The following is an 18,457-nucleotide window of genomic DNA, read 5'->3' as shown; positions in this document are numbered from 1 at the left end:
GGAACTATCGGTAGAGTTATCGTCTCAAGGGAGAAGGGCTGTGGATCGTATTCAGGCTATGCAGATCTTTATGCGGGTTGCTGAGACCGGAAGCTTCGTGCAGGCAGCAGAGACCCTCTCACTGCCTTCCTCGACAGTCAGCAGTACGATTAAAAACCTCGAAAAATACCTGCAGGTGCGCCTGCTGAACAGAACAACGAGGCGGGTGAACCTCACCCCTGAAGGCCTGCAGTATCTTGGCCAGTGCAGGGAAATACTCTCATTGATTGAACATGCCGAGTCCAGCCTGACGGAGGCTATCAAGCGGCCACAGGGGCGTTTGCGGGTTGATATGCCGAGCGGGATAGCACATTCCATCGTCATGCCGAATCTCAGAGACTTTCACCAACGTTATCCAGATATCTACCTGATGATAGGTGTGAGTGACCGGCAGGTTGATCTTGTTCAGGAAGGTGTGGACTGCGTGATCAGAACAGGAGAGCTGAATAACTCCACCCTTGTTGCTCGTCCCCTTGGCCGGTTTCGGTGGGTAACCTGCGCCTCGCCTGAATACCTTCACGAAAACGGTGTTCCCCAGTCCCCTGAAGAACTGTCTGTGCACCAGGCGGTCCACTACTTTTCGGGCCTCGCCAGGCATGCAAACGAAATGCGCTTTGTCCGCGGTAAAGAGACTCTATCGGTTACTGTGAGCGGCACCGCAGCCGTCAATGACACGGGGCTTTATATCAAGATGTGCCTCGATGGCTTTGGCCTCATCCAGCTTGCCGAGAATGTTGTACTGGAGCACCTGCAGGCAGGAAGGCTCATCGAGGTGCTAGCAGATTGGCAACCGCCATCGGTGCCAGTCACATTGCTTTATCCCCATCAGCGTTTTCTGTCTCCTGCCGTGCGTGCATTTGCTGACTGGATTGCCGAACTTGTCCACAAGACCAGCCCGGGAAAATGAATACAACCATAGGATTCAAATCTGTTTGCTGGCCAACGAAACGCGAGGCCCAGGCGCCATAACAAGCCGCGCTAGCTTCAGTACCAAAGACCATCCCTAGACAACCTCGGCGCAGTGTCAAGACACATCTGCTTGCCTATGTCGGAGCACTCAGCCAGCCGATTACAGCAAATCACAGGGAGCAACAAGTCACCTGGACAGGAAATGGCCAATTCAGCAAAAGTGGGAAAGAAATTCTGGGGGGGGGTAAAACAAAAACGACGCAATGAAGCGTCGTATCTGTTTAATCTGTAAGGCTTTTTCTTCAATTTTAATGGTGCCGAGGCCGGAATCGAACCGGCACGACGCGAACGTCGAGGGATTTTAAATGCCTGCACCCAGCCTTTAAAATCAAATAGTTAAATAAATACAGTCACTTAGGCGCACGCCATTATGCGGAAAAATGCGGTGTTCTGCGAGCTGTGTGGATCAAATGTGGACACTACCGCAGCTTGTTCACTGTCAACGGATTGAGCCGCAATGCATCCTCAAGGTGGTCCGGGGCAAAGTGGGCATAGCGCATCGTCATGGTGATGGTCGAGTGCCCGAGTATCTTTTGCAACACCAAAATGTTCCCCCCGTTCATCATAAAATGGCTGGCAAAGGTGTGCCGCAGCACGTGGGTACTCTGCCCCGCCGGTAGCTGAATGCCTGCCTTGTTGATGGCCGATTCAAAGTGGTGGTAACACTCGCTGAACAGCTTGCCGCGGCGCTTGGGGATGATGTCGATCAGCTCCTGGTGGATGGGCACGGTTCGGCGCTTGCCACCCTTGGTGTGGGTGAAGGTCAACCGGTTCTGTGACACCTGCGACTGGGTCAGATCCTGGATTTCCCCCCAACGCGCCCCCGTGGCCAAGCAGAGCCGTACCACAATGCCGAGATCGGGATTGCTGGCCGTGTCACAGGCCTCGAGCAATGCCTTGATCTCGACAGGGTACAGAAACGCCAGCTCTGATTCTGTGACCCGGTAAAGCCGCATTCCGGCCAGCGGGTTCTCTGCCGCCCACTCTCCCAGCCGCTTGAGCTCGTTGAACACAGCCCGCAGGTAAGCGTGATCGCGGTTCACCGTCGATGCGCTCACCCCCTTACCTTCTTGCGTTGCCGCCCGGCGGTCGCTGACGGCACCAGAGAGCCGCGCTTCACGGTACTTGGCAAAGTCATTGCCGGTGAAGTCGCTGGCCAGTGGATTGCCCAGGCTCTCGCAGATCAGCAACAGCTTGGAGCGGCGCTGCTCACCATCACGCAGGCTCTGGCCATGCAGGCCATACCAACGTTCGACCAAATCAGACAAGCGCCGGGTATCTGCGGCAGATTCGGCAGCCTGCTCATCATCACCCAGCCAAGGCTTTTCGGCGAACTGCTCAAGCTGCCACAGCTCCCAGGCAGCCGCCTCGCCTTTGGTGGCAAATCGCTTGCGCCGGCGCGGGCCATTGCGACCACCCGGGCGAACATCGGCAATCCAGGGAAGCGGCTTGCCGTCATCGAGTTTGCGAACGGTCATGAGAGCAAACCCACTGCCAATCCAAGAATCTGCCCTAGTACCGTGCGGCCGACCTCCCGGGAGTCCGCCTTGACGGCCTCGACCAATCGCTCACCCAGGCTCCCTTGCAGGCTATCGGGGGTGGCCTTGAGCACCTCCAGCCCTTTGGCTGTCAGCACCGCATTTTCGATGCCGTCATACGCCACTGGTGTGCCATGGAGATATCCAGCATCAACCAGCCACCTCAAGCTGTCGAACGCAAATTCCTTGCGCTTAAAATAAGGGTCTTTGAGGTATGGGTCTTCATCGTACAGATGCCCTTCCGCCTCAGGTGAAAGACCGCCAATGTGCTCGCCCTCTTCGGTGACGATGAACTTGCTGGAGGCCAGATACTGGCGCACCGGAAAACGGCTATACAGGTCAGCCAGTGCCAGCACCACGATGGTATCGAAACGTTCAATATTGGATACCATATGAATCCTTCATCAAATGAGTCATTTGCCGATCATCAGCGCAGGTACGAGCTGACCGACATCATGAAATGGCACATCGTGTCGCAACTCAATGGTTCCGTAGACGCCGTGCGCGCCCATGCCTTTTGGCGCACCCATCTGCCGAACCTCGCCGAAGCGGAAGGGACCGAGCAACTGGCGGAAGCGCTCGCATCGGCACTTGAAGAGGTGCGCAGAAAACTCACTCCAACCACTGTCGGTTGATGTTGCTTCATACGCTGACATAGTGCCGTAATCCTTCTGCACCGAATCGGAAAGACGGCGTTGTTCTACTCCATCAAAATCAGAAAAATTTCACTGACCAACATCTCGCCCTTGGTGGCTAAGTGCTTGCGCTTACGGGGACCATCTCTACCTTGGAGAGAGACTTCGGCAAGCCAGAAACGTGGCTTGCAGTCGCAGAACTCAATTAGACTCAAACAAACCCTTTTTAATGAGATCAATAACTCTATCAAATTCTTCATCCGTTAATTTATATCTGCTTTTTTTCAAATACTTGAAACACTCACTTAGATAATCATCTAGCGACATGTTATCAGCCCCCACCAATACAGAATTCATTGTTCTGTGTGCAATATACAATAATCTATCTTCACTTGAGATGGTTTGCGATTCACTTGAACTCATTTGTGGTTCTGAGTTACTTGTAATCGTCCAATATGAGCTTCTATTGGACTCTCTTCTATCAATTAACCCTTTAATTTCATTTAACGCAGACATTATAAAATCATCTCTGCCAACTACTTCTGTTTCAACCTTAGAGATATGCTGAATCTTATAGTGACTTAGAAATGGTGAGTAACCTTGAACTTTAGATGCAGCCAAAGTTGACAAGGTTTTTTCTTTTAGCGCTTTCTGGAAGTGCTGAATCTCAACATAATTTAGTGATCTGGGGTATTCGAGATGTTGAATATTACCAACATCAAACGAATATGGCGTATCCTTGTCCTTGATAATCACGACTGGCTTATCAAAAGTAAGGCGCATCCCAAGTTCAAACATCACGTTGGGATTTCTAGAACTAACATCACAAATAACGATATCGTTACTATAGATGTTGGTCACTATGTTGTTTTGAATGACATTGACTTCATCGGAGTCACTAACCATTTTAACTTGAAAGTCAGTGCCGATTAGTGCATCAGTGATGATTTTACGGACATGCAGCCAATGCTCAACAGAGCCCACTTCATTGGCCGCTATCGGCATAATCAAACCACAGGTGATAGGTTGTGTGTTGGCTTCAACCACATCGGTCTGTGCTACTTCAACTTGCGTATGTTGCTCAAGCTTATCAGCATCAGCTTTTTTTCGTTCTGTCATATCCCATGCTACCTATTGTTATCGCGTCTCTTTGACCGGCGTTGTACATTGCCGTGTCACCATTTTTTTATTTGGAGGACCTATGCCTCAACTCAAAACCTTACGTAATCAGCAGGCTGAGAAATGCAGAGTCGGTTTGAACCACAAACTGTTCAGTGCCGCCTCGGACTATTTCTGCTCGCTCAACCATCCCGAATGGAACGCGCTCTATAATGCGAGCCCCGATGAGTACCATCACGATCTGATGATCATCCTCAAAAGGTGGTGCGACCATGAGGAAGCCAAAATACTTGCGCGATTTGACAGGCGGGTTGCGAACGGCGGGCCCCTTTAGAGGTCAATCTGGGCCAAGAGATCAGAGGCTGTCCGTTCACCCCATCCAGTTTTATGGGAAATCTGCACTCTGCCACCTTGATCTATTTTCCCAGCCAATTCAGCCAAGGATTTAGCGTGCTTTTCACTCCAGCCTTGGCGTTTAGCAATTTTCAAGACAGCATCATGCCCACAAGAAACCCCGCGCTGATGAAGCGCCTTGAACAATTCCTTAGCCATTGAGCCATCAGCTGGGTGCACGATACCTGTTGCAACGTTCACCATTACTGAGAGTTTTTCTATCGCTTGCTCAAGCACATCCTTTGAATGCTGCATTACAACTCCTACTGAAGTCGGATACAAAAAGGGCGCATCAGCGCCCTATCGTTTTCTAAAAATCCGGTGTTCTACCATCACGCCGATGATTTCGATGTGCTGCCGGTCGGAGTGCATGGTGGGGAAGTCGTCGTTCAGGGGTACCAGTTCGAAGACCTCTTGCCCACTCTCGTCGATGCCGCGGGGCCGGTACTTCTTGAAGGTGGCCTCTTCGCTGCCATTCTTGGCGACCACATAGTCGCCCGGCCGGGGTTGTTCATCGGGGTCGATGATGACCAGGTCCCCTTCGTTGAACATCGGGGTCATCGAATTGCCCCGGATCCAGAGGCCAAAGCCACAGGGCCCGATATCGACGCTGGCCGTCACATATTCGACATTGCCATCAAAGGTGGTGGCCTGCTCACAAATCTCGCGCCAGTTCCCTGCCTGCACATAACTGAGGATCGGGATACGGTTCCCCTGGGGAATCACCGCTGGCTCGACGTTGTGATAACCAGCCAGGTTTGTCCCGGAACCCCCTACTGCATCTCCCCCGAAGAGCAACCACTCTGGCTTTACGCCGAGAATTTCAGCAAGCCTGACCAGGTTGTTACCTTTGGGTGAGGTGTCCCCCCGCTCCCATTGGCTTATAGAGACACGGTTTATCCCCAGCTTTTTAGCCAAGGATTCTTGGGTCAAGCCGTGGACTAGTCGTTGTGATTTTATGCGCGAATGTATGTTCATGTAAGTTATCTTACAGAACGACTCCGGAGTTTTTACTTCCTTTTTTGGTAAGTTTTTGTTGCTTTTGCCAGTAGGCGAGCTTACATTCTCTTCCATTAGGTAAGTCAACTCATCTGGGAACGTAAGAAAATGAAAAAGAATGAAGCCATAAAACACTACGGTGGCGTTGTTCAGTTAGCTGCCGCCCTCGGTATCAAGCCTCAGTCTGTTTCTCAGTGGGGTGACACCATCCCCCAAGGCCGCGCTTACCAGATTGAGCTACTGACAGGCGGCCAGTTAAAAGCCAACCCCGCGGCACCTTCTGCCCGCCCGGCGCAGTAAGGAGATCGCCATGACGATGGAAAGTCATCCTGTCGAGCCCATCACCGAGGTACTGCGTGAGCTGGCTGCCATCAAGCAAGGGTTGGCCTTGCAAGCCCTGCCGGCCATTCCGCTCGATGCCTTTTTGGACATGCTGCTCGACGTCTACAAGTTCAAGCTCCCCAAGCGCACCGCCCAGGACATGATTGCCGATGGCCGTATTCCCATCATTCCCAAGCTGCGCGCAGGTGATCAGCCCTGGGTCAATCTGGTGCGCTGGCGCGAGATGGCCAGCGAGCCGGAGCAGTATTTCAAGCTGGTCAATGAGAACTCCGGGCGACGGCTGGCAAGCCGTGCGCTGACCAAGAAGCCCACATCCCGCTCTGTGGCTTGATCCCACAGTAGCGACTGCGAACAGGAGCCGAAAGTGTCTAACTGTCAACAAAACCTACACCGCCATTTCGCCAGCGCCTGCGACCGCTTCAAGCAGGTGCACAACCTGACCGACCTTGCCGCGCAGATCGGCATGAGCGCCGATGTGCTGCGCAACAAGTTCAACCCGGCGCAGGCGCGGCACAAGTTGACTGCGACGGACCTTATCGACCTCTACCGCGTCACCGGTGACGACACCCTGTTCGATGGTCTGCTGTTTGATTGCCAACTAACGGCCGTGCGCCTGCCGGCGGCGGCGACCGCTGCACCAGAAGCACGTGCCCAGCAGGCGCTCAATGCGGGGGCCCAGATCCTGGGCGTCACCGCTCAGGCGACCACCCTGCTTGCCGGTGACCGTGTCACCAAATCCAACCGAAACACCGTCGTCTCCGGCATCTGGGCTGGCATCGAGCACCTGGTGCTGCTGGCTACCGAGGTCGAAGACCGCTTTCACGCCGTCCCTGGTCTTGCGTGTGCTGCCGACATGGCCCGCGCAGCCCTCGGCGCATAGGAGACCAGACATGAGATTGATTTGCCCCCACTGCGGATCTCGCGCCAGCACCCGCACCTCCACCCGGATGAGCCCGCTGTGCGGCATTGCCACTTACCAGTGCAGCAACGTGGAGTGCGGCCACACCTTCAAGGCGGGGTTCGAGATCATCGCGACCATCAGCCCCAGTGCCATGCCCAACCCGGCCATTGTGCTGCCCATGGTCCCGCGCAGGGCGAAGGCGGTGGCCCAATGAGCAGACTTCGCGCCGAGCAGACGGGGCTGATCCCGCTGCCGTTCTTGCTGTTCACCCGCGCCACTGTCGTCACCAACGGCGACGAGCCGGTGATGCGCAACACCACCCGCTTTGACGGCAGTTATCTGGAAGACAGCCAGGGCCGCCGTGGCGCGCTGCGCTTTCAGCCCGCTTGCCAGCCACACCGCCACTGGCTGGTCAGGCTGTTGCAGGCATAACCGGAGGGCCACCCCATGAACACCGCACAGGTAATCGGGTTCACTCAACAACCCAGCGCCGCAGAGGTGGCGCTGGCCGAGATGCGCGCCCAGTTCGGCCGCAATGGGGCGGCCAGCCGCTGGTCACGCCTGCCGACCCGGGCCCGCGCCGTCATCTGCTACGCCGCCGGGTTATCAACCACCTATGGCACCCGCGAGCTGGACCAGTTCGATTTTGACCAGCAAGAGGCGATTCGCCTCGCCCTGGGGGAGTTGCTCGCCACCCTGCACGAGTTTTATGGCGGCGTGCTGCACCGCCGCGAGTGGCACCGCACCACCCGCCGCATTGAGGGGCCGACCCGCAGCGAGCAGGAACAGGCTGAGCTTGAGAACAAGCGCCGGGCCGAGCTCAACGAACAGGCCAGCGTATTGGAAAACCGCAGAGCGGTTTTGCAGAAGGTGGCCGGAAACGGCCAATAAAAAACCCCGCTATCGGTGTTGGCGCACCAGCGGGGTTTCCATCAGCAACTGAGGTAACTGATATGCGCAATGTAGCGATTTCGAGCGCACTACGCAATGTGAAGGAGTGCCATTGGCATCTGACCAGACTGGCACGGCGCCGCAATATGACTCGCTCCGACGACATCGCGGCACAGCACCACGCCGCCAATGCACATGCCTGGCGCTCGCTCTGGCTGAATCTGAACACCAAAGGGGGCCGACATGCATGATGACCTGTTCGAACTGGAGCCGCCGGTCGACGAGCTGGGTGGCGCCGAATCTGGCCCCGCCCATATGCAGCCGCCGGCACCCATCAGCCCACTGACCAAGCACTGGGAAGCAGCGCAGGAGGAGTTCAGCACCTCGGGCAGTGATGCCCGCCGAAACCGCAACATCGCCCAGGAGCTGCTGGCCCTGGGCGCCATCCGCGCCGTGTATTGGCTGGCTCTGGGTGGCGGTGAAGTCGCGCTGGCCAAAGAGATCGCCGAGTGGTGGGCCGAGTGCGAGCCACTCCACGGATTGGGGGAGACCATCAAATGAGCCACCAACAGCAGATCGACCTGTGGGTCGACAAAATGCTGAACGCCGAGGCGCGCCTGCACGGCCTGCAGCTTGACCTGGTCGAGCTGCGCGCAGATGGTCCCCATGGCCAGCGCACGCCGGCCAGAACCCATCTGACCTTGTGCCGCCAAGCTCGTCAGGCCGCTCGCCAGGCATCAAGCAATATCCAGTCTCTCTACACCGGAGGCGCCATCTAATGACTCACCAAAAACCAGCCGGGCTTGCCCCGGCTTTGGGCGTCGTGCGCCCTGCAAACAGCCATATCGTGACGCTTGAGCCCTGCACCAAGTGCCGCCAGATGGCGGTTTGTCTGCCGGTAGCTGGCCGACACGGTCGCCGCTCTTACCCCTACTGCGTCGAAACCTGCTGGCCGCTGGCCCGTGCCGCCAGTGAAACCGTGCTGAAGACCGTCCCGGCCAACGCCCGCCCCTCGATGCGCTGCAGTTGCTGCGGCGAGTTCGGCCATGTGCGCCCGGTCATCCTGGGCGGTAACCGGCTCACCAGCCTGTTTTTCTGCGAGTCCACCTGCTGGTCTGATCGGCTCGCCACCCTGGCTATGGTACCGACCTGCTCCACCTGCGGCCGGTACCTGCAACCCAACGAGTATGTGACCGAAAAGTGCGGGGTGTGCAAATGAGAGAACAGAATTTCAGCCTCTTCAATGAAATCGTCGTGGACAACTTCGCCGGTGGCGGTGGGGCGTCTACCGGGATCGAGATGGCGCTGGGTCGCAGCCCGGAGATCGCCATCAACCACGACCCCGATGCGATCTCCATGCACACCGTCAACCACCCTGACACCGAGCACTATTGCGAATCGGTGTGGGATATCGTGCCGCGAGACGTCGTGGCTGGCCGCCCAGTCGGGCTCGTCTGGCTGTCACCTGATTGCAAGCATTTCTCCAAGGCCAAGGGCTCGACCCCGGTCAGCAAGAAGATCCGGGGCTTGGCGTGGGTCACTCTGCGCTGGGCCGCCACGGTACGCCCCCGGGTGATCATGCTGGAGAACGTCGAGGAGTTTCAGACCTGGGGCCCGCTGCTGATCGACTCGGAGGGCAACGCTCGCCCTGACCCGGCAAAAAAGGGCCGTACCTTCAACAGCTTTATCAACGCCTTGCGCCGCCAGGGCTACAAGGTGGAGTGGCGGGAGCTGCGTGCCTGCGACTACGGCACCCCCACCATCCGCAAGCGCCTGTTTCTGATTGCCCGCCGGGATGGCGCCCCCATCGTGTGGCCCAAGCCGACCCATGGCGAACCCGCCAGTGCTGAGGTGAAGGCCGGGAAGCTGCTGCCGTGGCGGACCGCTGCTGACATCATCGATTGGTCGATCCCGTGCCCCAGCATCTTCCTCACCCAGGAAGAAGCCAAAGCCCAGGGGCTCAACGTTAAGCGACCACTGGCCGAGGCTACGATGCGCCGGATTGCCAAGGGGGTGGAGCGGTTCGTCATCGACGCCGCCGAGCCGTTCATCGTGAAGTGCAATCACACCAGCAACCGCACTGTCTACGATGCTTTCCGTGGTCAAGGGCTCCATGAGCCTCTACAGACAGTCACCGCTGCCCCAGGGTTTGCTCTGGTGCAACCACAACTTGCCCCCTTCATCACTGAGCATGCCAACGCCAGTCATCAGCGCAACATGCCTGCGGATGAGCCGCTGCGTACCATCTGCGCCGAGGTTAAAGGAGGGCACTTCGCCCTGGTATCGCTGGAGTTGCAACAATTTGCAGATACGTGGTTTGAGTGTGGCGTTTGCCACAACATATATCAGGACAAACATGAACTTGGCTGTGACTGTGGGGAGGGCATCAACAGGAAGCCGGCAACTTTAACCCAGGTAGAGGCTGCTTGCCCGGACGATAGCTGGAGCTATAACGGCAATTTATCTGCTCAATTTATCGCTCGCCAGTTCGGCAACTCTGTCGGCCAGTCAGTGGAAGACCCCTTGGGGACTGTCATGGCCAAGGCCGACAAGAGCAAGTTGGTCACCGCCTTCCTAGCCAAGCATTACACAGGCGTCGTGGGTGCCGAGCTGACCCAGCCGCTACCGACCGTCACCACCGTTGACCACAATGCTCTGGTGACCAGCCACCTGGTAAAACTGCGCGGCACCTGCCAGCACGGCCAGCCAGTAACCGAACCCATGCCCACCGTTACCGCCGGCGGGCTGCATATCGGTGAGGTTCGGGCCTTCCTGCTCAAGTATTACGGGACAGATTCGGCCATCCCCTGCTCCGAGCCACTGCATACCGTGACCACCCGGGATCGGTTCGGTCTGGTCACCGTGCGCGGCGAGGATTACCAGATCGTCGATATCGGAATGCGCATGCTGGAGCCGCATGAGCTGTTTGCTGCCCAGGGGTTCCCGGCCGACTACGTGATCGACCACGACGCCACTGGCAAGAAGTTCACCAAAACAGCGCAGGTGGCTCGCTGCGGCAATGCCGTGTGCCCACCACTGGCTGCCGCTCTGGTTCGCGCCAACCTGCCAGAGATGTGTGCCGATGCGCAGGAGGTGGCGGCATGAACGACGCCATCACCAACCTGCACGGGATACAGCTGCCCCAGCACTACCTGGTCGGGCACCATGCCATCAACATGGCCGGGGCGGCCGAACAACTCGCCCGCATTGAGTGGCACGTTGCCAAGCCGCTGGCCGCGACCTTCCTGCGCCGCTACCCGGCCAACCCCAAGACCGCCAACATCTGGCTGCGCCGCATGGTCGACGCCTGCGCCGCCGCACAGAGCCGGTTTCCGGTACCGGTGATTGATCTTCGCAACGATGTGCGCCGCGAGTTGGTTGCCGCCGAGTGGGCCCGTCGCTGCCAGCAACTGCTGGCGGCGGCGGGCCATGAGCGCACCGCCACGGAGCTGCTGGCCGATATCGGGGCCCAGGCCAAGGCGTGGCACTTCTGCCCGCCCCTCCCCATTCACCCGCGCACCAAGGTGGAGCGCCTGCTGGGCCGCCCTCTGAGCCAGGCCGAGCGGGACGATCTGGCCGACGAGGTGGACAAGTTCGAAGGGGCCGCCGCCAGCTTGCTGGTGCGCCTGCTCGACGAGTCGTGGTGGCTGCGCAAGATCAACCGCGCCTGGGCTATCTACTGCGAGCTGATCGCCATCCTCACCGGCCAGGTGCGCAAGGGGGTCAGCCCCTACGCCAGTGCGCACGCCGTGCGTGAGTTCACCCAGCGTAAAGCAGCCCAGCAAGCCTGGATGGCTGGCATGAGCGCCGTCAACGAAGAGCTGGGGCAAGAGATTGACCTGGTCGATGCGGTGATGGGCTCGGTCGCCAACCCCGAGATCCGCCGTCATGAGCTGATGGTGCGCATGCGGGGCTTTGAAGACATGGCGCAGGAGCAGGGCAAGCTGGGCCTGTTCCTAACGCTGACCGCCCCCTCCTGCTATCACGCCTGGCGCCAGGGCAGCAAAGACAAGGCGAAGACCTACCAGAACGAGAAGTTCAACGGCGCCTGCCCGACCGACACCAATCGCCTGCTGTGCAAACAGTGGGCCCGTTTTCGCGCCGCTTTGGCCCGAGAGGGGATCATGGCCTTCGGTTTTCGGGTGGTGGAACCGCACCACGATGGCACCCCGCACTGGCATTGCCTGCTGTTTATCAACCCCGAGCATCAACGCGACTTTCTGACTCTGCTCGCCTACCACTTCACCGCCGCCGAACGGGCCGAGCTCAAGATGCCCAACGGTGACCAGCTCGATGCCCTGGCCGAACTGAAAATCCGCAACAAGATGCCACGCATCAAGTGGCTGCTCGATGTGAACAGCCCGGCGGTGGTCAAGGCCATCAACCCACGGGTGAACTGGAAGGAGATCGACCCGACCAAGGGCAGCGCCACCGGCTACATCGCCAAGTACATCGCCAAGAACATCGACGGCCACAAGGTGGGGATGGACTACGAGGCCGAGGCCCCGGTCGACCACACCACCATCGCGGTGGCGGCCTGGGCGAGCTGCTGGCGCATCCGCCAGTTTCAGCAGATAGGCGGTCCTGCCGTAAGTGTGTGGCGCGAGCTGCGCCGACTGGGTGACGAGGTGATCGAGTGGGATTGCATCCTCGAAGCCGCCCGAACCGCAGCCGACAACAACCGCTGGGGCGACTTTATCGACGCCATGGGCGGCATTGACCTGCCCCGCAAAGAACACCTGATCCGCCTCTCCAAGCGCCTCGATGAAGCCGCCAACAAGTATGGCGAGGATGTGCTGCGCCTGATGGGGGTGATCACTGACATCGGCATGACCACCGCCATCACCCGCACCGAGGGTTGGCAGATAGTGTGCAAGGGGGTCAACGGGTCGGGTTTGGGCGAGCAGCGCGAGCCTGCAGTGAGCGAGCGCAGCGAGTTGCCCTCAGGCGGCGGCAGCCGCCCCCCTCGGAGTTCTGTCAATAACTGTACGAAAGGATCCAAATTGGGGGTGAAAGGATCCGCTCTGGCTAAAGAGCTGGGCCGAATGGGTCTTGATGAAAGCAACGCCGCCCTGCTGCTGCACGGCAGCATCATCCACGCCGACGGCCAATATGTGCGACTGGTCGGCGATCGGCTGATTGTGACCCGCAACTGGCCGGGTGCCGGAGATGCCGTGGCCGACCAGCTGACCGCCGAGGCCGAGGCCGAGCAGGCCAGCAAGCGGGCAGCCAGCAGCGATACGCTGAAACAGCAGGCCCACGAGCTGATGCACTCAGGCGGCAGCGTCACCGAATGGCTGGCCGCCCTGCCGCTGGCGCAGGCCGAAGAGGCGATCGCCATCTTCACCCGCCTGCTGGATGACGAAGAGGACCGGGCCAGTTACCAGCCCACCGAACAGGAGCAGGCCCGCGTCGACTGGCTGAAAGCAGACAACAAGCGCCATGAAGCAGAAATCGCAGCGGCCCGTCAACGCAGGGGCCTTTAACTAAGGAGGTGTGTATGAAGAAGAAACCAGCCTACATGCTCTGGACAGGCACTATTGTGTGCAAAACCACAGGAAAAAAGCTGTGGATTGCCGAAGGCTGCCACTACGACAAGGCCAACCCTGGGGCCCGCGAATGGCTTAACCCCACCTTCAATCCAGACGAATACGAATTTCCAAAGCCAGAGGAACCAAGAGAAACATGGTCGCCTTATGCAGAGGGGGAATAACGTGCAGGACATAATCCCCCGCGCCAACGTGGAGCGCCTGCTGCCGCTCTGCCAGCGGCTCTGGCCCATCATCCAGCAATACCCGCCGGGATCGGCGGGTCGTTCCACCATCTCCAGCATGCTCGACAGCATGCCAGCCGCTGACCGTCATATCTGCGATCTGCTGCTCGACCGGATGGAGCGGGTCATACGGTTCGAGGATGCCTGGTTCCCGTTCTACCAGGGCGAGCTGGACACCATCACCCCACCCAAAAAGGCAAAGCGGATGCTGCCTGTCGGCCCAACACCCAAGCAGGTCTGGAAGGCCACCCGGGCGCGGCAGGGCGCGTTTGCCAAAAGATAACGTCCTTACTTCACCACCGGCAGCTCGCCGAGCGCGGTGGTATAGCGGGGGCTTAACTGCTCCCGCTTCATCATCCACTCCCGGGTGTCTCGACCGCGGGCTGCGAAGTAGACCTTCCCCAGCCGCCCCTGATTGATCTTGTCGATGACCTGCATCAGCGCCTCGCTGCGCGGGGATTGTTGCTGTGCGGCGAACAGGTCGCCCTGCTGCATGCTGGCGGGGGTGAAGTCGGCCAACATGACGCCCCCTTTCTGGTATCGCTGCTCGTCGCGCCAGATGCGGGGTAGCAGCTCCGGGATCAGAGCCAGCAGCGCCCGGGTGTCATGGGTGGGCATGGCCAGCTTGGTGCTCACCTGGTTGCCGTAATAGGGCTCCCGGTCGCTGAACGGGCTGGTGCGAATGAACAGGGTCACGTGCCGGCAGCACATCCCCTCCCCCCGCAGCTTTTCGGCGGCCCGCTCCATGTAGCCGGCCAGCGCCTGGTGCATGGGGCCTATTTGGGTGATGCGCTCGCCGAAGGAGCGCGAGCAGATGATCTGCTGCTTGGCCTGGGCCTCCTGTTCCAGCTCGGCACAGGGGATCCCCCGCAGCTCCTGCACCGTGCGCTCGACCACCACGCCATAGCGGCGCCGCAGCGCCTTGGGGTCAGCAGCGACCAAGTCGGCCACGGTCTTGATGCCCTGGGCCTCCAGCTTGGCGGTGAGCCGCCGGCCAATGCCCCATATCTCGTCCACCGGGGTGATCGCCATCAGCCGAGCACGCCGCGCTTCATCCCGAAGATCGACCACGCCGCCCGTGGCGGGCCACTTCTTGGCAGCGTAGTTGGCAAGCTTGGCGAGCGTCTTGGTGGAGCCGATACCGACCCCAACCACAAGCCCGGTCCACTGCTGCACCCGCTCGCGAACTTGGCGGCCATAGGCCACCAGGTCGCCCGCCCAGGACTCGCTCAGTTCGATAAAGGCCTCGTCGATGCTGTAGACCTCCACCGCCGGGGCCATCCCCTCCAAAATGGTCATCACCCGGTTCGACATGTCGCCATAGAGGGCGTAGTTGCTGGAGAACCAGACCCCGCCCATGGCCTCGAAGAATTGGCGGATCTGGAAGTACGGCACCCCCATCTTGATGCCGAGCGCCTTGGCCTCCGCCGAACGGGCCACCACACAGCCATCGTTGTTGGAGAGCACCACGATGGGCCGCCCCTTGAGGTCTGGGCGAAACAGTCGCTCGCAGCTGGCGTAGAAGTTGTTCACGTCGACCAGGGCGACGGCGCAGCGCTTGTTCATGGGCTATCCACCTGGTGCACGACAAAGGCCACCACCCCGAAGATTTCCAGCTCCTGCCCATCGTTGAAATGGATGGGGCGATAGGCCCGGTTGCCAGGGAGCAAGGCGACGGTGGGCTCAAGCTGCAGCTTCTTCACCGTGAACTCGCCATCCACCGCGGCGACCACCACGCTACCGTGCCGCGCCTTGCGGCTGCGGTCGACGACCAGCAGGTCGCCATCACGGATCCCGTGGTCGACCATGCTGTCACCGGCCGCCCGCACGAAGTAGGTGGCCGCCGGGTGGGTCACGCACAACTGGTTGAGGTCGATGGTCTGCTCGGTGTAGTCCTGCGCCGGCGACGGAAAGCCGCAGGCCACCGGGGAGAGGAACAGGGGCAGTTCCAACAAGGGAGCATCGGGGGTGGGTTGAGCAAACATGCTGGCAATCTCAAGAGATACTGTATGGATGAACAGTATAGCAAGGCGCCAAAATTGGATCACCGTGCGGCGTTTGGCTCCGACACTAGGTTGGCAACACAACCAGTGTCCCTGACTACAACGCTACGCCAGCGAATAAAGTGGCAACCATCGGTAGAGCGGACTATTCCTAAGCTTCAGACCATGCACAAGGAGAGCCGCCATGTCTGTTGAAAAAGCTGTGAGCCTAGGAATTGCAGGTAATGAGATCTCGAAAAAGATTACAGGAACCAGTGAAGTAAGCGCTGGGCGATCTGCTGTGGCTACAGCAGCGGGAGCAACGCTAGGCGCTAGTGCAGCAGGTGCTTTGGTGGTTACTGGTTTTATCAGTGCTCCAGTGACTGTTCCGCTCGCTGTTGCCGCAGGAACCGTTTCATTTATAGCTAGCTTGTTCGATTGGTAGCCTACGAAGCTTTACCTGATAAAGGGCGCCTTGGGCGCCCTGTGTATGTTTCCTGCCGAAACTAACGTCCCCTTCCTTGCGTAGAACCGGTACCCTGCCGGCGGTGTTGTGCTGCTGGGCGGGGTGATGGCGCCGATTTTTCCTGGTAAGCGCTGATGCGGGCCGCAGAGGGCCGGAAAGGGACAAAAAGGGAGCATCGGGGACTATTGGGGTTGATTGGTGTCGCGCTGTTGCGCGATACTGCGCGGGCAACGGCAAAATCCGTTGCCGGGATTGGCGTCCCGAACATACTCAAGCGCACAACACGCGCCAGCGTGTTTTTTTATGTGCGGCCCAGTTGTACCCGCAATTTCAGTTATGGCGGGCTGGGCAGGGGCCCTTCGGGGCGCCGGTTTCCTTGAGTGCCCGGTACGCCAACCCTGTCCAGTTCGTCACCAGAAGATTGGCGTCGATGGTGGCGATTACTCATTCACTCGAGGAATCTCATCATGAACAGCATCTGCTTCCATGACACCCAGTTCACCGTTATCCCCCATCACGGCCAACCCTGGCTGACCGCAACCCAGATCGCCCAAGCCCTCGGCTATGCCAGCGACGATGCCGTGAGCCGCATCTACCGCCGTAATGCGGACGAATTTACCCCCAATATGACAACGACGGTCAATTTGACCGTCGTTAGGCAAACCGGCTCAGTGCAGATGGAGAATCGCATCTTCTCCCTGCGCGGCGCCCATCTGATCGCCATGTTTTCCCGCACCGCGCTGGCCAAAGAGTTTCGCCGCTGGGTGCTCGATGTGCTGGACCGGGAGACCGCCGCCCATCCACAGCCCCTCACCGTGCTGACCGATGACGAACTGCACTCGCTCGCCTGGCTCTGGCGCGCCGCCGATTACATGATGGGGGCCGCCCGTCGCATCTATCCCCTGCTCGATGTCGCCGAACACCGAGAGGCCGGCACCTACTACTCCATCATCCACGAATACCCGATGACCCTGGCCGCCGCCCAGCGCATCCTGGTCGACAAGACCCGCCATATTCAGAGCGCCACCCACGGCGACCGCGACTGGAACAGGTTGATCCCCCACCTGCACCGCCTGCCGATGGCAAAAGGTTGTTAATATGACTGGTCAGGGTCTGCAGGTATGAGTACCAAGAGGCCCTCTCCTTTCCCTTCTCTCTCATTCCGCTACCCTATATCTTGGCCAGATATACTATGTGATACGGGTTGCCTCGATCACAGTCCTGACTTGTTCACGATGGCGCGCCTGGATGCAGCTGCCCATTGCAGTTCCTTGAGTGTATTGTTGCTTCATAACAAAACCTGAGCCAAAGGAGGATCTATTGCGAAAACGTTCAGCGCCAGCAGCCGGCTGATAATGTTATGATTTAAATTATTCTTTTCGGGACGGTTATCAGGGGGGTTCGGATTTATATGGAAGGCTCTATTAACAAGTTAGTACCGCCCTCCATCTAATCACTGTTAGCATTCCTGTTGAGCTTGTATTAAATAAGGAGAATATCTTGGAAAGAGGTATCGTTACACCAGCGCAAGAAATTATCAGCAATGGCGACTCTGTCAATATGAGAGGAGGATTGCCTCCAGAGCAAATCAGATATTTAGCACTATATTGGGATAAAGTTGTAGTAACTGACAGCAATATTTTTGGCACTGAATTGAGTGATGAATCTAAAATTTTAGTTGATGCTGGTATTCTCCGAAAAGAAACTGCAATAATGCCATTAAATGGAACATTTAATGGCAGTGGATTGGCGAAGATGCACTTTGATGGCTTGAGTCAAGTTACAGCGTCATTGACCGCAAAAAATCCTGGTCAGTGGGCTATTCATCAAAGTGGGGATCAACTGCATATCCCTATAAACATGTCAAAAGAGTTAGTAACTGCTGATTTCGAGCTTAACAAATGCTTACCAGTACCTTTGCCAAATCTTCCACTTGAAAAACTAATTGAGTTTAAGTTTAAGCGTAAAGATGAGCTAGTTGCTTTGAGGCAGACTCTTGATGAACTATATCTTGACATCTCCAATTCTCGAGATATACCTAGAGCTAGGATTGCAAAAATATCTCAATTAGAGAAAGCGATAAAGGACCTAGATTTAGTTGCGAGAGAAAGTTGGGGTTCAAGACTATTAGCGAGTCGAAAAGTTTCCTTAGATATTAATTTAGGTAGTCTATCTCAAGGCGCCGTGACAGGAGGGCTTGTTGGTTCAACATTCAGCAATCCAGTTTTAGGTCTGTTCGCTGCTGCTGGTCAAATTATAGTATCTAGTATGAAGTTTGAAATAAGCTCTTCAAGTCAGTTAGCAACTTCAGTAGGAAAACAACTAGACCTTTCTTATCTAAGTTCTTTAAAACAAGAAAGCCTTGTGAAATAGAATGCTAACAAACTCCCCTTAGACTCTGAAAGGATCT

General features: G+C 57.7%; 26 protein-coding genes. 19 read left to right on the top strand and 7 right to left on the bottom strand.

Annotated features, from left to right (window positions below):
- Positions 1-40 precede the first annotated feature (40 nt).
- A complete protein-coding gene (locus ACB037_RS07185; RefSeq protein ID WP_041213122.1) occupies positions 41-946 on the top strand; it encodes a LysR family transcriptional regulator in 906 nt (301 codons plus the stop codon).
- 481 nt (positions 947-1,427) lie between these two features.
- On the opposite strand, the gene ACB037_RS07180 is transcribed toward ACB037_RS07185, so the two are convergent.
- Positions 1,428-2,486 (bottom strand): tyrosine-type recombinase/integrase, encoded by a 1,059-nt coding sequence (locus tag ACB037_RS07180; RefSeq protein ID WP_371175097.1) that lies wholly within the window; start codon positions 2,484-2,486, stop codon positions 1,428-1,430.
- Positions 2,483-2,938, bottom strand: coding sequence for a hypothetical protein (locus ACB037_RS07175; RefSeq protein ID WP_371175096.1), 456 nt, complete (start codon positions 2,936-2,938; stop codon positions 2,483-2,485). The genes ACB037_RS07180 and ACB037_RS07175 overlap by 4 nt, the downstream gene beginning before the upstream one ends.
- Between ACB037_RS07175 and ACB037_RS07170 the strand changes: the two genes are divergently transcribed.
- Entirely contained in the window at positions 2,939-3,181 is a 243-nt protein-coding gene (locus ACB037_RS07170) for a hypothetical protein (RefSeq protein WP_371175095.1), read from the top strand.
- 201 nt (positions 3,182-3,382) lie between these two features.
- On the opposite strand, the gene ACB037_RS07165 is transcribed toward ACB037_RS07170, so the two are convergent.
- From ACB037_RS07165 to ACB037_RS07155, 3 genes are all read right to left on the bottom strand, one after another.
- The gene (locus ACB037_RS07165; RefSeq protein WP_371175094.1) at positions 3,383-4,300 is read right to left on the bottom strand and encodes a hypothetical protein; all 918 of its coding nucleotides are present in this window, start codon (positions 4,298-4,300) and stop codon (positions 3,383-3,385) included.
- A gap of 330 nt (positions 4,301-4,630) precedes the next feature.
- Positions 4,631-4,948 (bottom strand): DUF1889 family protein, encoded by a 318-nt coding sequence (locus ACB037_RS07160; protein ID WP_371175093.1) that lies wholly within the window; start codon positions 4,946-4,948, stop codon positions 4,631-4,633.
- 45 nt (positions 4,949-4,993) lie between these two features.
- Positions 4,994-5,671 carry a LexA family protein gene (locus ACB037_RS07155; RefSeq protein WP_371175118.1) on the bottom strand — a complete coding sequence of 226 codons (678 nt, stop codon included), beginning with the start codon at positions 5,669-5,671 and terminating at the stop codon, positions 4,994-4,996.
- Between the two features lie 129 nt (positions 5,672-5,800).
- On the opposite strand from ACB037_RS07155, the gene ACB037_RS07150 reads away from it, so the two are divergent.
- The 13 genes from ACB037_RS07150 to ACB037_RS07090 all read left to right on the top strand — a co-directional run bounded on the left by ACB037_RS07150 (position 5,801) and on the right by ACB037_RS07090 (position 13,882).
- Positions 5,801-5,992 (top strand): Cro/CI family transcriptional regulator, encoded by a 192-nt coding sequence (locus ACB037_RS07150; protein WP_139753436.1) that lies wholly within the window; start codon positions 5,801-5,803, stop codon positions 5,990-5,992.
- A gap of 10 nt (positions 5,993-6,002) precedes the next feature.
- Positions 6,003-6,365 (top strand): hypothetical protein, encoded by a 363-nt coding sequence (locus ACB037_RS07145; RefSeq protein WP_041214936.1) that lies wholly within the window; start codon positions 6,003-6,005, stop codon positions 6,363-6,365.
- 33 nt (positions 6,366-6,398) lie between these two features.
- Positions 6,399-6,914, top strand: a complete 516-nt coding sequence (locus ACB037_RS07140) for a phage regulatory CII family protein (protein ID WP_041214935.1) — start codon at positions 6,399-6,401, stop codon at positions 6,912-6,914.
- A 10-nt stretch (positions 6,915-6,924) separates the two neighbouring features.
- Positions 6,925-7,149: an ogr/Delta-like zinc finger family protein gene (locus ACB037_RS07135; RefSeq protein ID WP_183149781.1), complete on the top strand. Its 225-nt coding sequence runs from the start codon at positions 6,925-6,927 to the stop codon at positions 7,147-7,149.
- The gene (locus ACB037_RS07130; protein ID WP_282467579.1) at positions 7,146-7,367 is read left to right on the top strand and encodes a hypothetical protein; all 222 of its coding nucleotides are present in this window, start codon (positions 7,146-7,148) and stop codon (positions 7,365-7,367) included. The genes ACB037_RS07135 and ACB037_RS07130 overlap by 4 nt, the downstream gene beginning before the upstream one ends.
- 15 nt (positions 7,368-7,382) lie before the next feature.
- Entirely contained in the window at positions 7,383-7,826 is a 444-nt protein-coding gene (locus ACB037_RS07125) for a hypothetical protein (RefSeq protein ID WP_371175092.1), read from the top strand.
- Between the two features lie 243 nt (positions 7,827-8,069).
- Positions 8,070-8,387 (top strand): hypothetical protein, encoded by a 318-nt coding sequence (locus ACB037_RS07120; protein ID WP_371175091.1) that lies wholly within the window; start codon positions 8,070-8,072, stop codon positions 8,385-8,387.
- Complete coding sequence (locus ACB037_RS07115; protein ID WP_371175090.1) at positions 8,384-8,605, top strand: hypothetical protein; 222 nt, start codon at positions 8,384-8,386, stop codon at positions 8,603-8,605. The genes ACB037_RS07120 and ACB037_RS07115 overlap by 4 nt, the downstream gene beginning before the upstream one ends.
- A gap of 68 nt (positions 8,606-8,673) precedes the next feature.
- The gene (locus ACB037_RS07110) at positions 8,674-9,045 is read left to right on the top strand and encodes a hypothetical protein (protein WP_371175089.1); all 372 of its coding nucleotides are present in this window, start codon (positions 8,674-8,676) and stop codon (positions 9,043-9,045) included.
- The gene (locus ACB037_RS07105) at positions 9,042-10,931 is read left to right on the top strand and encodes a DNA cytosine methyltransferase (protein WP_371175088.1); all 1,890 of its coding nucleotides are present in this window, start codon (positions 9,042-9,044) and stop codon (positions 10,929-10,931) included. The genes ACB037_RS07110 and ACB037_RS07105 overlap by 4 nt, the downstream gene beginning before the upstream one ends.
- Positions 10,928-13,312 (top strand): replication endonuclease, encoded by a 2,385-nt coding sequence (locus ACB037_RS07100; protein ID WP_371175087.1) that lies wholly within the window; start codon positions 10,928-10,930, stop codon positions 13,310-13,312. Before ACB037_RS07105 ends, ACB037_RS07100 begins: the two co-directional genes overlap by 4 nt.
- 14 nt (positions 13,313-13,326) lie before the next feature.
- Positions 13,327-13,539 carry a hypothetical protein gene (locus ACB037_RS07095; RefSeq protein ID WP_005308768.1) on the top strand — a complete coding sequence of 71 codons (213 nt, stop codon included), beginning with the start codon at positions 13,327-13,329 and terminating at the stop codon, positions 13,537-13,539.
- Position 13,540: 1 nt separating this feature from the next.
- Positions 13,541-13,882, top strand: coding sequence for a hypothetical protein (locus ACB037_RS07090; protein WP_319921719.1), 342 nt, complete (start codon positions 13,541-13,543; stop codon positions 13,880-13,882).
- Between the two features lie 5 nt (positions 13,883-13,887).
- Here the strand turns inward: ACB037_RS07090 and umuC are convergent, their stop codons facing one another.
- Both umuC and umuD read right to left on the bottom strand, forming a co-directional pair.
- Complete coding sequence (umuC, locus tag ACB037_RS07085) at positions 13,888-15,165, bottom strand: translesion error-prone DNA polymerase V subunit UmuC (RefSeq protein WP_371175086.1); 1,278 nt, start codon at positions 15,163-15,165, stop codon at positions 13,888-13,890.
- The gene (gene umuD, locus ACB037_RS07080; protein WP_371175085.1) at positions 15,162-15,584 is read right to left on the bottom strand and encodes a translesion error-prone DNA polymerase V autoproteolytic subunit; all 423 of its coding nucleotides are present in this window, start codon (positions 15,582-15,584) and stop codon (positions 15,162-15,164) included. The genes umuC and umuD overlap by 4 nt, the downstream gene beginning before the upstream one ends.
- 202 nt (positions 15,585-15,786) lie before the next feature.
- Between umuD and ACB037_RS07075 the strand changes: the two genes are divergently transcribed.
- From ACB037_RS07075 to ACB037_RS07060, 4 genes are all read left to right on the top strand, one after another.
- Positions 15,787-16,026, top strand: coding sequence for a hypothetical protein (locus ACB037_RS07075; RefSeq protein WP_371175084.1), 240 nt, complete (start codon positions 15,787-15,789; stop codon positions 16,024-16,026).
- Between the two features lie 155 nt (positions 16,027-16,181).
- Entirely contained in the window at positions 16,182-16,427 is a 246-nt protein-coding gene (locus tag ACB037_RS07070) for an ash family protein (protein WP_353933814.1), read from the top strand.
- Between the two features lie 87 nt (positions 16,428-16,514).
- Positions 16,515-17,144 (top strand): P22AR C-terminal domain-containing protein, encoded by a 630-nt coding sequence (locus ACB037_RS07065; protein WP_266110051.1) that lies wholly within the window; start codon positions 16,515-16,517, stop codon positions 17,142-17,144.
- Between the two features lie 403 nt (positions 17,145-17,547).
- Entirely contained in the window at positions 17,548-18,420 is an 873-nt protein-coding gene (locus ACB037_RS07060) for a DUF6236 family protein (RefSeq protein ID WP_371175083.1), read from the top strand.
- Positions 18,421-18,457 lie beyond the last annotated feature (37 nt).

The sequence above is a fragment of the Aeromonas sp. S19(2024) genome (assembly GCF_041402625.1).
Lineage (GTDB): Bacteria > Pseudomonadota > Gammaproteobacteria > Enterobacterales > Aeromonadaceae > Aeromonas > Aeromonas caviae.
This window is presented reverse-complemented; position numbering and strand designations above follow the sequence as displayed.

What these genes read in the sequence shown, in the direction of transcription:
- ACB037_RS07135 (WP_183149781.1), top strand. Translation starts at nt 6,925, where the DNA reads ATGAGATTGATTTGCCCCCACTGCGGATCTCGCGCCAGCACCCGCACC.
- ACB037_RS07180 (WP_371175097.1), bottom strand. Translation starts at nt 2,486, where the DNA reads ATGACCGTTCGCAAACTCGATGACGGCAAGCCGCTTCCCTGGATTGCC.
- ACB037_RS07145 (WP_041214936.1), top strand. Translation starts at nt 6,003, where the DNA reads ATGACGATGGAAAGTCATCCTGTCGAGCCCATCACCGAGGTACTGCGT.
- ACB037_RS07150 (WP_139753436.1), top strand. Translation starts at nt 5,801, where the DNA reads ATGAAAAAGAATGAAGCCATAAAACACTACGGTGGCGTTGTTCAGTTA.
- ACB037_RS07100 (WP_371175087.1), top strand. Translation starts at nt 10,928, where the DNA reads ATGAACGACGCCATCACCAACCTGCACGGGATACAGCTGCCCCAGCAC.
- ACB037_RS07070 (WP_353933814.1), top strand. Translation starts at nt 16,182, where the DNA reads ATGCGGGCCGCAGAGGGCCGGAAAGGGACAAAAAGGGAGCATCGGGGA.
- ACB037_RS07125 (WP_371175092.1), top strand. Translation starts at nt 7,383, where the DNA reads ATGAACACCGCACAGGTAATCGGGTTCACTCAACAACCCAGCGCCGCA.
- ACB037_RS07075 (WP_371175084.1), top strand. Translation starts at nt 15,787, where the DNA reads ATGTCTGTTGAAAAAGCTGTGAGCCTAGGAATTGCAGGTAATGAGATC.
- ACB037_RS07155 (WP_371175118.1), bottom strand. Translation starts at nt 5,671, where the DNA reads ATGAACATACATTCGCGCATAAAATCACAACGACTAGTCCACGGCTTG.
- ACB037_RS07160 (WP_371175093.1), bottom strand. Translation starts at nt 4,948, where the DNA reads ATGCAGCATTCAAAGGATGTGCTTGAGCAAGCGATAGAAAAACTCTCA.
- ACB037_RS07115 (WP_371175090.1), top strand. Translation starts at nt 8,384, where the DNA reads ATGAGCCACCAACAGCAGATCGACCTGTGGGTCGACAAAATGCTGAAC.
- ACB037_RS07120 (WP_371175091.1), top strand. Translation starts at nt 8,070, where the DNA reads ATGCATGATGACCTGTTCGAACTGGAGCCGCCGGTCGACGAGCTGGGT.
- ACB037_RS07095 (WP_005308768.1), top strand. Translation starts at nt 13,327, where the DNA reads ATGAAGAAGAAACCAGCCTACATGCTCTGGACAGGCACTATTGTGTGC.
- ACB037_RS07130 (WP_282467579.1), top strand. Translation starts at nt 7,146, where the DNA reads ATGAGCAGACTTCGCGCCGAGCAGACGGGGCTGATCCCGCTGCCGTTC.
- ACB037_RS07170 (WP_371175095.1), top strand. Translation starts at nt 2,939, where the DNA reads ATGAATCCTTCATCAAATGAGTCATTTGCCGATCATCAGCGCAGGTAC.
- umuC (WP_371175086.1), bottom strand. Translation starts at nt 15,165, where the DNA reads ATGAACAAGCGCTGCGCCGTCGCCCTGGTCGACGTGAACAACTTCTAC.
- ACB037_RS07175 (WP_371175096.1), bottom strand. Translation starts at nt 2,938, where the DNA reads ATGGTATCCAATATTGAACGTTTCGATACCATCGTGGTGCTGGCACTG.
- ACB037_RS07165 (WP_371175094.1), bottom strand. Translation starts at nt 4,300, where the DNA reads ATGACAGAACGAAAAAAAGCTGATGCTGATAAGCTTGAGCAACATACG.
- ACB037_RS07065 (WP_266110051.1), top strand. Translation starts at nt 16,515, where the DNA reads ATGAACAGCATCTGCTTCCATGACACCCAGTTCACCGTTATCCCCCAT.
- umuD (WP_371175085.1), bottom strand. Translation starts at nt 15,584, where the DNA reads ATGTTTGCTCAACCCACCCCCGATGCTCCCTTGTTGGAACTGCCCCTG.
- ACB037_RS07105 (WP_371175088.1), top strand. Translation starts at nt 9,042, where the DNA reads ATGAGAGAACAGAATTTCAGCCTCTTCAATGAAATCGTCGTGGACAAC.